The sequence below is a fragment of the Rhodopseudomonas rhenobacensis genome, assembly GCF_014203125.1.
Taxonomy (GTDB): domain Bacteria; phylum Pseudomonadota; class Alphaproteobacteria; order Rhizobiales; family Xanthobacteraceae; genus Rhodopseudomonas_A; species Rhodopseudomonas_A rhenobacensis.
On record NZ_JACHIH010000022.1, the window covers coordinates 74,147 to 87,760 of the forward strand.

General features: G+C 65.4%; 15 protein-coding genes. 13 read left to right on the forward strand and 2 right to left on the reverse strand.

All coding sequences use genetic code 11. The features are described from left to right. Positions 1–408: 408 nt before the first annotated feature. The 3 genes from HNR60_RS16435 (at position 409) to HNR60_RS16445 (ending at position 2,292) form a co-directional block, all read left to right on the forward strand. Positions 409–696, forward strand: coding sequence for a hypothetical protein (locus tag HNR60_RS16435; protein WP_184259392.1), 288 nt, complete (start codon positions 409–411; stop codon positions 694–696). Positions 697–921: 225 nt separating this feature from the next. Beyond that, positions 922–1,563 (forward strand): hypothetical protein, encoded by a 642-nt coding sequence (locus HNR60_RS16440; protein ID WP_210313618.1) that lies wholly within the window; start codon positions 922–924, stop codon positions 1,561–1,563. 168 nt (positions 1,564–1,731) lie between these two features. Next, positions 1,732–2,292 (forward strand): tetratricopeptide repeat protein, encoded by a 561-nt coding sequence (locus HNR60_RS16445; RefSeq protein WP_184259395.1) that lies wholly within the window; start codon positions 1,732–1,734, stop codon positions 2,290–2,292. Between the two features lie 16 nt (positions 2,293–2,308). Here HNR60_RS16445 and HNR60_RS16450 read toward each other — a convergent pair whose 3' ends face one another. Together HNR60_RS16450 and gspD are read right to left on the reverse strand one after the other, a co-directional pair. After that, positions 2,309–2,872: a prepilin peptidase gene (locus HNR60_RS16450; protein WP_184259397.1), complete on the reverse strand. Its 564-nt coding sequence runs from the start codon at positions 2,870–2,872 to the stop codon at positions 2,309–2,311. Positions 2,873–2,875: 3 nt separating this feature from the next. Next, complete coding sequence (gene gspD, locus HNR60_RS16455; protein ID WP_210313620.1) at positions 2,876–5,137, reverse strand: type II secretion system secretin GspD; 2,262 nt, start codon at positions 5,135–5,137, stop codon at positions 2,876–2,878. A gap of 239 nt (positions 5,138–5,376) precedes the next feature. Here gspD and HNR60_RS16460 point away from each other — a divergent pair, with 239 nt between their 5' ends. From HNR60_RS16460 to HNR60_RS16505, 10 genes are read left to right on the forward strand one after another with little or no spacing between them, the layout of a single operon-like run. After that, a complete protein-coding gene (locus tag HNR60_RS16460) occupies positions 5,377–7,062 on the forward strand; it encodes a GspE/PulE family protein (RefSeq protein WP_184259399.1) in 1,686 nt (561 codons plus the stop codon). Between the two features lie 4 nt (positions 7,063–7,066). Next, on the forward strand, positions 7,067–8,278 hold the full coding sequence (locus tag HNR60_RS16465; protein ID WP_184259424.1) for a type II secretion system F family protein: 1,212 nt from the start codon (positions 7,067–7,069) through the stop codon (positions 8,276–8,278). A 14-nt stretch (positions 8,279–8,292) separates the two neighbouring features. Further along, positions 8,293–8,751, forward strand: a complete 459-nt coding sequence (gene gspG, locus HNR60_RS16470; RefSeq protein ID WP_184259402.1) for a type II secretion system major pseudopilin GspG — start codon at positions 8,293–8,295, stop codon at positions 8,749–8,751. After that, complete coding sequence (locus HNR60_RS16475; protein ID WP_184259404.1) at positions 8,696–9,205, forward strand: type II secretion system protein; 510 nt, start codon at positions 8,696–8,698, stop codon at positions 9,203–9,205. The genes gspG and HNR60_RS16475 overlap by 56 nt, the downstream gene beginning before the upstream one ends. Further along, positions 9,183–9,578 carry a type II secretion system protein gene (locus HNR60_RS16480; protein ID WP_184259406.1) on the forward strand — a complete coding sequence of 132 codons (396 nt, stop codon included), beginning with the start codon at positions 9,183–9,185 and terminating at the stop codon, positions 9,576–9,578. Before HNR60_RS16475 ends, HNR60_RS16480 begins: the two co-directional genes overlap by 23 nt. Continuing rightward, the gene (locus HNR60_RS16485) at positions 9,575–10,300 is read left to right on the forward strand and encodes a PulJ/GspJ family protein (RefSeq protein WP_184259408.1); all 726 of its coding nucleotides are present in this window, start codon (positions 9,575–9,577) and stop codon (positions 10,298–10,300) included. Before HNR60_RS16480 ends, HNR60_RS16485 begins: the two co-directional genes overlap by 4 nt. Beyond that, positions 10,297–11,214: a type II secretion system minor pseudopilin gene (locus HNR60_RS16490; RefSeq protein WP_184259410.1), complete on the forward strand. Its 918-nt coding sequence runs from the start codon at positions 10,297–10,299 to the stop codon at positions 11,212–11,214. The genes HNR60_RS16485 and HNR60_RS16490 overlap by 4 nt, the downstream gene beginning before the upstream one ends. After that, positions 11,211–12,263: a PilN domain-containing protein gene (locus tag HNR60_RS16495; RefSeq protein WP_184259412.1), complete on the forward strand. Its 1,053-nt coding sequence runs from the start codon at positions 11,211–11,213 to the stop codon at positions 12,261–12,263. Before HNR60_RS16490 ends, HNR60_RS16495 begins: the two co-directional genes overlap by 4 nt. Before the next feature lie 50 nt (positions 12,264–12,313). After that, positions 12,314–12,823 carry a type II secretion system protein GspM gene (gene gspM / locus HNR60_RS16500; protein WP_347339351.1) on the forward strand — a complete coding sequence of 170 codons (510 nt, stop codon included), beginning with the start codon at positions 12,314–12,316 and terminating at the stop codon, positions 12,821–12,823. Beyond that, complete coding sequence (locus HNR60_RS16505) at positions 12,808–13,443, forward strand: hypothetical protein (RefSeq protein ID WP_184259416.1); 636 nt, start codon at positions 12,808–12,810, stop codon at positions 13,441–13,443. The genes gspM and HNR60_RS16505 overlap by 16 nt, the downstream gene beginning before the upstream one ends. Positions 13,444–13,614 lie beyond the last annotated feature (171 nt).

The following is a 13,614-nucleotide window of genomic DNA, read 5'->3' on the forward strand; positions in this document are numbered from 1 at the left end:
CGGGTCCGGCTGCGAATTTGGCCACAATGTCCGATCAGCTTGCACAGTGTAGACCCGGTTTTCTGATTGTGCGCGAGCGGACGCAGGGGAGGCGACAGAGCTTTGGCAGCATCTCAGCGGATCGCAGCGGTGGCGCTGGCAGCACTGGCCGCGGTTGCCCTCGCCAAAAGGGTTTCGGCGGAGTCGGGGCAACCACGCCCCCACGCGCCCACCACGCAGTCGCCTTCCTTGCCTGTCCCGCCGCCTGACGCAACCGCTCCGACCCGACCGCCGCCGGGCGACCGCTCACCGCTGGCCCCATTGCCTGGCGACCGCCCGACCAATAAGCTTCCGCAAGTGCCGGGAATGCCGCCTGGAGCGCCGTACCGATAGGGCGACGATCCGGACGGATGCATCAAATGGCGGGACATGGGACAGCGACTTCTCATCGCGGCGGCGGTGCTGACCGCAACGCTCACAGTCTCCTCGGCCGCGCATGTCGAGGAGCGTCCCGAAGTCGACTGGCACGGCGCCGGCTGGCTGGGATCGGGCTGGGGGCGCCACTGGTCGCGGGATCCGATCGTGGGGGTCTATGGTCCGGTCTATCGGTATGATCCCTATGCGTCCTATCGAAACGACAATGGCTGCTACCGGATGCTTCCGGTGCTGACCGCTATTGGTCCGCAGCTACGTCGGGTATTTGTCTGTGATTTCTGACTGATCGGGTACGTCGTTAAGTTCGCACGCCGGGAGGCGTTGCCGCGACGCGGTGCCGTCGGCCTGCTCATCCCAAAGGAATCATGGGGGGTGAGCGGGGCGTCGATGTGTAGCAGCGCGGCTCTTTGATCTGATCTGGCGACCGCCGGCGTCGATTTGTCCCGGCGGATAGTGGGGCTCCGCTCATGCGTTTGGCGCGGGCGGTGCGGTCAGAAACGATTATTTATGGAAAAATTAACCATAATCCGGTTAGTAATTTGGTATTTCCAGATACTGATTGCGAGGTTTTCAATGAGCACGCTTCTTTCTTCTGTCGGACAGCTATCATCGCTGCTCGATTTTACCGCGCAGAAGGGCGGTGCCAAGACCAGTAGCTCGGTCGCCTTTGTCTTGCCGGCCGATGATACCATCAGTACGACGCCGGATCCGTCGGCGCCATCGGCGCCGGTTTCCGTCCCGCCCGGGCCGGGTAACACGACAGGTGGACTTGGCGCCGGCAAGGCCGGCCTCGACACCGGCATCTACGACTATGCAGGCATCACGCTGTTGATCCCCGGCGGTTCCGTGGACGACCTGAGCAGCCCGATCGCGAGCGATCCCACGGCGGCGACCGCGGCTACGACCTCCGGGTCGGCCGGGACCACCGCGGTCACCGACGCGCAGCCGCCGATCAGCAATGGCCTGACGCCGATCAGCTCCGCTCCGAGCCCCATCACGGCGGCGCCGAGCCCAATCGCCAGCGCACCGGCGCCGATCACCACGACGCCGTCTCCGATCAGTAGCGTTCTCGAAAGGGTGGCCATGAACTACAGTGCCGTCGGCGCCAACATCAGCGGACTGTCCTCGTCCCTGGAGGTGAATTCCTGATCCGTCGGCACCCGCCAACGCCGCTCCGCCGCGGTGACGCGGCGGTCGTCGCCCCCGCGATTGGGGCCGCAACGATCGTTGGCGCGGAGCGCTGAAAAGTGGCTTCCCATCGCGAGGCGCTTCCTTAGAATGATGGCTTGCAGCGCGGGCGGGGCGAGGTGAGGCGGAATGACCATCACGACAAGGATCGGGCCGTCGTCGCGCGCGAGGGCCATTTTGACTGCCATGCTCACAGCGGGCGCCATCGTCGGCGGCTTGCTGACCGTCTCCGGCGCGACCGCGGGGCCGCTGCAACGCGCCCAGGCCGCGTTCGCGCGCGAGGACTTCACGGCGGCGGCCCGCACCTTCATTCCGCTGGCGCAGGGTGGCAACCCGGTGGCGCAGGCCTATCTCGGCTTCATGTTCGAGTATGGCCGGGGAGTTCCGCAGAGCTACTCCGAGGCGTCGTATTGGTATCGGCGCGCGGCCGAGCAGGGCAATGGCACGGCGCAGTATTCGTTGGGTCTGCTGTACGACAAGGGCTTCGGGGTGAGGCAGGATCTTGTCGAGGCCGACAAGTGGCTGAACCTCTCGGCCGCCAGCGCGTCCAAGGGGTCACGCGAGTATCGCACGCGTCTGCGCGACGCGGTCGCCAGCAAGATGACGCGCGGCCAGATCGCGGAATCCCGGCGCCGTGCGCTGGAATGGTATCCGCAGCCGGAACTGCCGACGACGCGGGTGGCCCGGTGATCGTCGTCCTTACGGCTCATATCAGCGTCTGATAGAGCCAGCCCAGCCAGATCGCCGGCGCGAGGAAGAGTCCGAACGGAATCTCTGTATTTGCCGTCAACGGTCGCCGTCCGAACAGCCCGGACGACAGATGGACGATGATGGCGGAGAGCGCTGCCGCCTCCACCACCAGCACGATGGTGAACCAGTCGAGAAACAGCCCGGCCACCGCGGCGAGCTTGACGTCGCCGAAGCCCAGCCCGTCGCGGCCGCGCAGCCGCCGGAACCCGGCGCTGAGCAGCCAGAACAGCAGCAGGATGGTAGCCGCGCGGATCACCCCGGCGCCGACGGCGTGCAGCCCGGCGTCCGGGGCCAGCCATGCCTCATGGACCAGCGCCAGAATCGCGGTGATCGCGGTCAGTTCGTTGGGAATGATGCGGCTGCGGGCGTCGATGGCGGCGATTGCAAGCATCACGGCGGCGAGCGTCGCCCCGAAGGCGCCCTCGACCGATGGCGCCGCCAGCAGGCTGCCCAGCACCCCGGCGACCGCGAGGGTCGCCGCGACGGCCGACTGGGTCGCGATGCTCGGCAGCGGCCGCACCGCTTACTGGCGGCGAACGAAGGGGGCGGGCTGCACCGGGACCGGGATGCTGCTGCCGATCATTCGGCCATTCATCTTGCTGCGCAGCTCTTCGGCGACCAGATGCGCATCGAAGGCGTCGCGAACCACCGTCGGCCGGATGAACAGGATCAGCTCGATGCGTCTCTTGCTGATGTTCTGGTGCGAGAAGCTGTCGCCGATGACCCCGGGGATCTGGTCGAGCAGCGGGATGCCCTTGCGCGTCTTGTCTTCCTGATCGCTGATCAGCCCCGCCAGCAGCACGGTCTGTCCGCTCGCAACGGAAATCGAGCTCTTCACCTTCCGCTGGGAAATCGTCGGGGTCAGCGTATTCGGATCGGTCGATCCGACATTGCTGATCTCCTGCTCGATGTCGAGCACGATATTGCCGTTGGCGTTGCTGCGCGGCAGCACCCGCAGAATGATGCCGGTGTTGCGATAATCGATGGTGTTGACGATGGTGTTGTTCGAGGTCAGCACCGTGGCGCTGCCGGTGGAGACCGGAATCTGATCGCCGACCTGAAGCGTCGCGACCTGATTGTCCAGCACCACCAGCGAGGGATTCGAAAGCACCTTGACGTCGGTGACGCCGTGCAGCGCATCGAGCACCAGCTTCGGTTGATCGGAGGGCCCGACCAACAGGTTGAAGCCTGGTAGCACGCGGCTCAGCGCGGCGTTGCCCAGCGTATTGACGATCGAGCCGTTGTTGCCGCTCTTCAGGAAGAACTGCACGCCATAGGTCAAACTATCATTCAACGTCACTTCCGCAATCGTGGCGTCGATCGCCACCTGGCGCTGCGGACGGTCGATCTGCCGCAGCGTCTGCTCGATGATGCGGTGGGCTTCCTGATTGGCGTAGACCAGGATGGTGTTGTTGGTCACGTCGGCGGTGATGCGGACATTCTGCAGCGCACTGCCGGCATTGTTGCTCGGCGTGCTGTTGGCGCTGCCGAACAGGCCGAGATTGTCGCCGACCCGTGCGGTTTGCGGCGGCGTCGCGGAGCGGGCGCCTGCGGGGCCGCCGGCAGCGGTCTGCCCCGACCCCTGCCCGGAGTTGTCGGTCGAGCCGGGAGGAGGGCCGGCGCCCAACCGCCGCTCGACATCCGCCGCCGAGGATGACGAGGACACCGACAGGCCGGAGCCCGGCGCCACCTGGCCGGCCGCAGTATCCGTGGTGCTGCCCGACCCGTTGGCGCCGCGCCCCGAAATGATCTCGTTGAGCAACGCGGTGACCTGACGCGAATTGCCGTAGCGCAGCGAGTAGACTTTCAGGTTGGTTCCTTCGGTGTCCGACCGATCCAGCCGCGCGATCCATACGCCGACCCGCTTCAGCAATTCGGGCTTGTGGGTGACCACCAGGATCGCGTTCATCCGGCTGATCAACTGCAGCTTGACCATGTTTTGGCCGAGGCCGCCCTCGCCGGAATCCATGATCTTTTCCAGTTCGCTGATCAGCGGTTCCGGACTGCTATTGGTGATCGGGAAGACGCCGACGGATTGTCCCTTCATCCAGTCGGCGTCGAAATTCAGAATGGTGTCGATTGCCGCGCTGCGTTCCGGTCCGGTGCCCTGCACCAGGATCAGGTTCCTCCTCTGGTCGGCGCGGATCGACGTCGGCTTGACGCCGAAGGTGTCGAGCAACTTGAACACAGTCTGCGCAGACACGTAGCGCAACGGCACGACGCTGATGCCATAGCCTGGCTGCGTGCTGGTTTCGCGATCGACGCCGCCAAACCCCACGGCGTCCGGCGCCGGCATGATCCGATAGCCCGCCTTGTCCTTCACCAGCGCCACGTTGGACATCCGGAGGACGTTTTCCAGCACGAACAGCGCGTCGGTCTTGGAAATCGGTCGACCCGAGGCCAGCGTCACCGTTCCGAGCACGCGCGGATCGATCGTGTAGCCGGTGCGCAGAATATCACCGAGGATCACCTTGGCGACCGTGGTGATCGGCGCGTTCTCGAAATTGAGGTCGAAGCCCTCGTCGCCGGACGCGCTGTCGCGGCCGCGCGGCGTGTCGCCCGCCGCGGCGGTCGCCGTATAGATCTCCGGGACCGCGGCGCGGGGCGCGCCGATGCTGCCGTTCGCCTCGTTGCGCGGCGCACGCGGCGACAGGTCCAGCCCCTTGATCCTGTCGACGACGTCCTGCGCGCGCGGGTCGCCAGGATCACTCTCGATCGACTGGTCCGACGTTAGTATGCAGGACGCAAGCCAAAGACCCGCCACACACGCCAGTGCCAGTCGCAAGGCCGAACTCGTAAGCCGTGTCTGAAACACAATCCACTCGCTGACACCGACAGTCAGTAAGAACAAAGTCCAGGTACGACGTCATGGCCACACTACCCGGACGCAATTTCGGGGCGCGATGCTGTCAGGAACCATTGCCCCCAATCAAAAAAAAGGCTTAACTATTAGGTATTGGATACAAAAAGAGTCAAGGCCTTAGAAAGGACGCTCGCCAGTCTCTCGAGCGTGGAGAGCGGGTGATGGCAGAGCTTTCGCCGGACGGGTTCAAGCGCAGCCTCGCAGAACGATACCCACTTTCGCCGCGTCCGACCGGCCAACCTGGTAACACGGTTAATTCGGTTGGCGGCTCGGCGCTGAAAGAACTTTGGGAGCTAACCGATCTTACCGCTGCGGAATTTGCCGACGAAGTAGCATCGCATTGGAAATTGCAGCGGCTCAATCTGCAGCAGCTACTTGCTTGCGGCGTGATCCTTGAGGGATTTTCGCCGCGTTTTCTCCGCGAATCCAAGATCATTCCGTTTCGCGACGCCGGCGGACGCTATCATGTGGCGTTGGCGGATCCTTGCGAGCGGGCGGCCATTCGCGCCGCCGAGCTGGTGTTTGGCGAGCCGGTCGGCGTCGTCGTAGGGTCGTTCGAAGACATCACGACGGTGCTGGAAAAACAGCTGAATGCCGAAGCCGCCGACGATTCCGGTGTCGCGCAGATCTCCGAGAAGCAGTCCGACGACGACGTCGAAAGCCTGCGTGACCTGGCCAGCGGCGCGCCGGTGGTACGCGCGCTCAACGATCTGTTCGAGCGCGCGGTCGACCTGCGCGCCAGCGACGTCCATGTCGAACCGTTTCGTGACCGTCTGGTCGTGCGGCTGCGGATCGACGGGCTGTTGCGCGCCGCGCCGCAACTCGACGTGCCGGCGCAGGCGCTGATCTCGCGTATCAAGATCCTGGCCGGGTTGAACATCGCCGAACGGCGGCTGCCGCAGGACGGCGCGGCGCGAATCCGCGTCGGCCGCAGCGAGCTGGATATTCGCGTCGCGACCATGCCGACGCAGCACGGCGAGACCGCCGTGATCCGCTTGCTGCCGCGCGACCGCGGGCTGCTGGAATTGGGCAAGCTCGGGCTGGGCGCCGCCGACGAGGCGACGCTCAATCGGCTGCTGGCCTTGCCGCACGGCATGATCGTGGTCACCGGCCCGACCGGCAGCGGCAAGACCACGACGCTTGCGACCATGCTGTCGATCCTCAACGAGACCACCCGCAAGATCCTGACCATCGAAGATCCCGTCGAATACGAAATTCCGGGCATCAATCAGTCGCAGGTGAAGCCGTCGATCGGGCTGACATTCGCCACCGCGCTGCGCTCCTTCGTGCGCCAGGATCCCGATGTGATCATGGTGGGCGAAATCCGCGATGCCGAGACCGCGCATATCGCGGTGCACGCGGCGTTGACCGGGCATCTGGTGCTCACGACTCTGCATACCGAGACCGCGGCGGCGGCGGTGCCGCGCCTGCTCGATCTCGGCATCGAGGCCTTTCTGCTCAGTTCGACGCTGCGCGCGGTGGTGGCGCAGCGGCTGGTCCGGGTGTTGTGCGATCGATGCAAGGCGCCGCATGTGGTCGGCAGCGACGACCTCGAACGGGATCCGCGCTTCGAGATGCTGGGATTTCAGCACAACGAAACGGTGTTCGAGGCGGTCGGCTGCGACCGCTGCAGCGGGACCGGCTACCGCGGGCGGCACGGCGCCTTCGAGGTTCTCGAAATGACTAATCAGATGCGCAAGCTGGTCCGGCCGGGCACGGATTCCGACACGCTGGATCGGGCCGCCATCGCTGCCGGGATGACCACCATGCTGCAGGACGCGGTTGCGAAATGTCGCGCCGGCACCACGACCGTCAGCGAAGTGCTGCGCGTTACAACGATCCGGTGAGTCGATGCCGAGCTTTCGCTACCGCGCACTGAACGACAGCGGCGAACTGGTCAGCGGAGCGATCGTGGCTGCGACGCAGCGCGACGTCGTGGCCCGGGTCGAACAGTTGGGTTTGGTGCTGGTCGACAATGTCGCGGTCGACGAAGCCAAGTCGTCGTGGTCGCTACGCGATCTCTTCAACAGGCCGAAGCCGGCCGACGTCACGCTGTTCACTCGCGACCTGGCGTTGCTGTTGCGCGCCGGGGCGCGGATCAATGACGGCCTCGACCTGCTGGTATCCGACCGCTCGATCGGCCGGATGAAAACCGTCGTGCTCGACATCCGCGCGCGCGTGCTGTCCGGAGAGAGTTTCGCCGACGCGCTGGCACGGTATCCCGATCTGTTCGCGCCGATGTATGTCGCTCTGGTCAGAGTGGGCGAGGCCTCGGGATCGCTGGACAGCGTGCTCGAGGTGCTGGCCGGAGAGCGCGAACGGTCCGAATTGCTGCGCCGCAAGCTGAGCGATGCGATCCGCTATCCGATCTTCATCCTGGTCGCCGCCGGCGGGGTGCTCACCTTCTTCATGTTTTTCGTGCTGCCGCAATTTGCGTCGGTGTTGCAGGATTTCAATGCCAAGACCGACCCGATCATTACGTTCTTCCTGTCGATCTCGACGTTTTTGCGCGCCAGTACCGACACCGTCTTGTTGGTGGCTTCGGCGGCGCTGCTGAGCGCCTGGCTGCTGCTGCGGCAGAAATCGGTGCGTCGCGCCATCACGCGGGTGGCGTCGCGGCCGCCGATCGTCCGCCAGCTGATCGGGTATTATCAGACGGCGATTTTCTGCCGGAATCTTGGCGTGTTGCTCAGCAGCGGGGTCAATCTTACGGTCACGCTGCGTATTCTGGTCGATATGATGGCCTCCACCGGAGATTCCTCATCGTGGAAGGTCGCAGCCGAACGGGTCCGCCACGGCGCAAAATTGTCGGATGCGCTGTCGGAGTCGCTGGCGCTGCCGCCGATGGCGGCGCGAATGCTGCGGCTTGGCGATGAGACCGGGCAACTGCCACTGCTTGCAGGCCGGGTCGCCGAATTCTATGAAGAAAAGCTGCAGCGTTCGCTGGATCGGGCTGTCGGTATCGCCGGCCCCGCCGCGGTCATTGCGATTAGTGTTGTAGTCGGCGGCCTGATCGTGTCGATTATGACTGCGCTCATGTCCGTCAGCCAGATTGTCGGATGAGAGGACGTAGGTTGATGGTCGGACGGTTGGTATGGCCGAAAAGGAGCTCGCGGAGCGGCCGGTCGGAGGCCGGCTTCACGCTCGTCGAAATGCTGGTGGTGATCACCATCATTGGTATGATCATGGCGCTGGTTGGACCCAGGGTTCTGAACTATCTGTCGGATTCCAAGGTGAAGACGGCCCGGATTCAGCTGGAGAGCTTCTCGAGTGCGCTGGATCTGTATTTCCTCGATATGGGGCGGTACCCGACGTCGAGCGAGGGCTTGTCTGCATTGATGCAGAAACCGAGCGGCGCCGTTGGCTGGAATGGTCCGTATTTGCGCGGCGGCGCGGTGCCGAGCGACCCGTGGTCGCGGAGCTATATCTACCGGTCTCCCGGTGAGCGCGGGCCTTTCGAAATCATATCGCTCGGGTCGGATGGTCAAGAAGGTGGAAGCGGAACGGCAGCAGACGTCGTCGTCGGCCAGCGCTGACGAGCGGAGCCAGGGCGGTTTCGCGCTGATCGAGATCGTATGCGTCCTGGCGATCATCGGGATGATTGCCGCCGTGTTGCTGCCGAGCATCCCGCGCACCACCTCGCGCACCAGGCTGGAAGCTTATGCGGTGGAGGCCGCCAGCATCCTGAAAATGGACCGCAACGCGGCGCGTAGCCGTCACGTTGCGGTCGCAACCATCGTTGCGGCACCCGCCCGGCTGATCCGGTCGGGGTCCAGCAACCGGACGATCCAACTGCCGCGCGATGTGTCGCTGGAGGCGGTCACGGCCGCCAACTGTCCCGCTCCGGGCAATGGACCGTCGATCGGTTTCTTTCCCTCCGGGCGATCATGCGGCGGCACGCTGGCGCTGTTCACTCCCGGCATGCGCTACGAGGTCCGCGTCAATTGGCTGACGGGAGGCATCGAGATTGTTCCGCAACGGCCGGTCTGATCCGCAGCGCGGATTTACCCTGATCGAAGTTCTGATCGCGCTGGCGATCTTGGCCTGGGTACTGGCCGCGATCGCGCCGGTGATCGCAACCACGGTGCGCGGCAGCCGCAATATTCAGGACCGCCTGGCGATCAGCGGCATCGCGGAAACCTTGTTGTCGGGACTGAACGATCGCGGATCGTTGAAGGTCGGGCGTACCATCGGCGAGAGCGGTGGGCATCGATGGTCGGTGGACGTCGCCCCGTTGCCGGATCGCGGCGCGGACAACCGCAGCAATTGGACGCCGTGCGCGGTGACCATTCAGGTTCGCGCCGCCGGCGGCTCCGCCATTCGATTGACGACGGTGGTGCTGATCGCGAGGTCGACGGGATGACGGCGGGCAAGCAACCGGTGCCGACCGGCGAGGCCGGCTTCATCATGCTGGAGATGCTGATCGCGATCGTCTTGACGGTGGTGATTTTCGTCGCGCTGGCGACCGTCACCGCGCAGTGGATTCCGAACTGGAATCGCGGGATCGCCCAGGTCCAGCAGCTGGAGAAACTGGGCACCGGCCTCGACCGCGTCGTCGCCGACCTGGCGGAAGCGCAATTCGTCGCGTTCAATGCCGCGCCCCAGGCGCTGGCATTCCTCGGCACGCCGTTGTCGGTGACGTTTGTGCGGCCGGCGATCGGGCCGTCGGCCCGGCCCGGCCTGGAATTGATCCGGCTGGCGGAGCGCGCCGACAATCAGGGGTTGGCGCTGGTCCGCGAGCGTGCCGTCTTCCGGCCTTCCGATACGTTGGCGAGTGTGCAGTTCGGCGATCCCGTCGTGCTGATCCGCAATCCGTATCGGGTCAGCTTCTCTTATGCGGAACGCAGCCAGCAGTGGGCCTCGGATTGGGCCGGCTCCGGCAAGTTGCCGGCGATGATCCGGGTCGCGGTGCGGGAAGCAGTGTCCGACCGGGTCATCGTCGCCTCGACCGTCGCGGTGATCCAGGCCGACATGGCCGCGGAATGCATCAAGGCCAAGGATCTGGCCGGATGTCTTGCCACCGGCCACGGTGATGAGGGCGCGAAACCGGCCGGCGCCGCTGCAGCCGGAGACCGCGAATTATGATCGCCCCACAGCGAGGCCGGGAGGGCTTCATTCTCGTCGCGGTGCTCTGGCTGCTGGGGGCGCTGGCCACCCTGGCGCTGATCTATTCGGCCTTCATCAGCGCCACCGCCACCGCGGTGGCCGGTGCTACCGACCGCGTGCAGACCGAGGCCGCGCTTCGCGCGGCGATCGAGATGACCTGCTTTCAAAGGCTGAACGGCGGAGTGCAGGGCACCACCAACGACCGCCTCGACATCCGGGTCGGGTCGGTGAAGATCTCGACGTCGTATCGGTCTGAAGCCGCGCGGGTCGACCTCAATCACGCGTCGCGCGAGTTGCTGTCCGGGCTGATCGCCAGCATTGGCATCAGTCCGGTGCTGGCGGATGCCTATGCCAGCCGCATCGTCGGCTGGCGTACGCGCGTTTCTGCGGGATCCATCGACGACGAAAGCGAGAATTCGCTGTATCGCGCGGCGGGCCTGAATTACCTGCCGCGCCACGCGCCGTTTCCCCATGTCGACGAATTGTGGCTGGTACATGGGATTCCGAAGTTCGTGATCGCGCGGATCCTGCCTTCGGTGACGATCTACAACGGCCGCGGCAGTATCAATGTGCTGGAGGCGGCGCCGCAGGTGATTGCTGCGCTGCCCAAAATGACCCCGGAGCGCGTACAATCGATCCTCAGCGCTCGCGAGCTGAACGCTGCGGATCCGAGCCGAGTGTTGACGCTGGCGGCCGCCGGCGGCGATACAGTTGCAGCGGAGCCATCGAGGGCGATGCGGATGACGGTGCAGATGACCTTCGACAACGGTCGTCAGGTCAAGTCCGAGGCGGTGGTCTTCGTGCGCGACGACGCCGGGGAGGCGTGTCGCGTCTTGAACGTCCGCAACGATCTTGATGAGGAGGCGCGGGTGATCGCGGCGGCGGAGCGATGAGGGCCCTGGCCGCGATCGGCGCGCTGTTCCTCGGCTGGGCGCAACTGATCGCCGCGATGATCGTCGCAGGCATCGACCGGGTGATCTCACCCAAACAGGTCCGCCTGGTCGAGCAGGACGACGGCGGGTTCCTGCTGCACGCCGCCAGCGCGGACAAGATCGGCGCCCTCCCGGTGGGGCTGACGGAGGGTGAAACGCCGTCGGAGGCGGCGGCGGCCAGCCTGCGCGGCAGCCGGGTCGAAATCCGCCTCGCGCCGCGCCGCTTCCTGTTCCAGCCGCTGGAATTGCCGGCACAGGCCGCCGACTTTCTTGACGGGATCGTCCGTTCGCAGATCGACCGGCTGTCGCCGTGGACCGCCGCGACAGCCATCTTCGGATGCACCGCGCCGACGTTGCTCAATCCGAGCCGGATCGCGGTGGTGGTGGCGATCGCCCCCCGGTCCGGCGCGATGGAGTTCGTGCAGCGCGCGCTGACGTTTCAACCGGCGTCGGTGACGATCGTGACCGCCGAGAGCGCCCAGGCTGCGCCGATCAAGGTGTTCGAGCAGAAGGCGCGGACGTTCCTCGACGTGCCGCGGCTCGGCAAGGCGCTGGTGCTGCTGTTGGCGGTGGCCGGGGCCGGCGCGCTGACCGCCTCGACGGCGGCGTGGCTGCTCACCAACCAGCTCGCGGAGCAGAAGCAGGAGGCCACCCGGCAGATCGACCAGATCCGTTCGCTGATGCGTCGCGGCGCCAATTCGCCGGACAAGGCCGCGTTGCAGACGCTGGAACGCCGAAAATACGAGACCGCGGCCGCCACCTTGGTGCTCGAGTCGCTGACCCAGGTCATGCCCGACCACACCTACATCACGGAATTCCATTTCGACAGCAACAAGCTGCAGGTCGTCGGCGTGTCGCGCGATGCGCCGTCGCTGATCAGGCTGATCGAACAATCGCCGAGCTTCTCGCGGGCCACGTTCTTTGCGCCGACGACGCGATCGGCGGGAGATCCGGGCGAGAGATTCCACATCGAGGTGTCGCTCGGCCGCCGGGGAGATTCGAAACAATGAGCCCGGCTGTCGGCATCGTCCGTTCGATTGCGGGGTCGCGTTGGGTCGCCGTGGCGGTGTTTGCCGGGCTGCTGAGCGCCTTCCTGATCGTAATGTGGTTGGCGATCACGGACGTGCTGACACAACGCCGCGAACTCGCCGAGGCCGATAATCTGCTGCGGGAATTGAACGCCCGCAGGGGAGCGTTGTCGAGCAGCACCGCGGGCGGCGTCGCGCGGCCGGGCTCGCCGTTCATCGAGGGGCCGACCGTCACCGTGGCCGGAGCCTCGCTGCTTCAGCGCGTCGCGGAGGCGGTCAATCAGGTCGGCGGAAATATCCAGTCGTCGCAAGTCGACGTGCAAGGCAACCAGGCCCGTGACGGTCTGGTCAGCCTGCTGATCAGCTGCGAGGTCGACCAACCGGCGCTGCAACGACTGCTGTACGACCTTGAGGCGGGAATGCCGTTTCTGTACGTTGATCAGCTCGACGTTCAAATGCCGCAAGCTGCCGCGGCCAACGAGGCGGTGTCCGGCCGTTTGCGGGTCATTCTCGGAGTCTCAGGTCAATGGCGACGAGGCTGATACGATCTCCGCAGGCGAAGCGCGTGGCCGTGCTGGCGTGGTGCGTCGTGCTCGGCTGCGGCGCGGCCGGCGCCGCGGTACCTCTCGGCGAGGCGCTGCCGGATCAGACCGTCGAGCCGCCCGCGCTCGAGTTGCGGGCAGCGCCCGCCGCGCCATCCACAAATCCCATTCGCAACAGCGAGATCCGGTCCGGTAATCCGCTGTGGTCGATCCCATTGAGTGCGCTCGTCGAAACGCGAAACCGGCCGATCTTTTCGCCGTCGCGTCGCCCGATTCCGGCGGCGGTTAACAACGTCCCGGCGCCGCCGCCGCCGCCCCCGACGCAGTCACCGCCGCCCCCGGACGAACCGTTGTCGCTGACCTTGGTCGGCACGATCTCCAATGGGACCGAGGGGATTGCCATCGTGATGGAGCCGTCCTCCCGCGACATTCTGCGGCTCCGGTTGGGTGAAGCCTATCGCGGCTGGACGCTGAGTGCGGTTCGCGGCCGTGAAGCCACTTTGGAAAAAGGCAGCGCGGTGCAGTCGCTGGCGTTGCCGACGCCCGAGGAGGCCGCCACCAACCCGGCGTTGCCCGGCGGCTATGTGCCGAATGAGCCGACCGGGGAAGTCTACAACTGAGCGATCGCCATCGATGCCCGCCATCACCAGCCGGAAGATGCCGATGAAGGCGTGCCGGAGAGGCTCGGCATGATGAAGTCATCCGTGAAGAACACATAAGTCGTTGAGCGAGAATCGGTTTTGTGCGGCTGCAAGTATAGATTTTTGCCGGTTTGGGCGGGTCTGACGCCG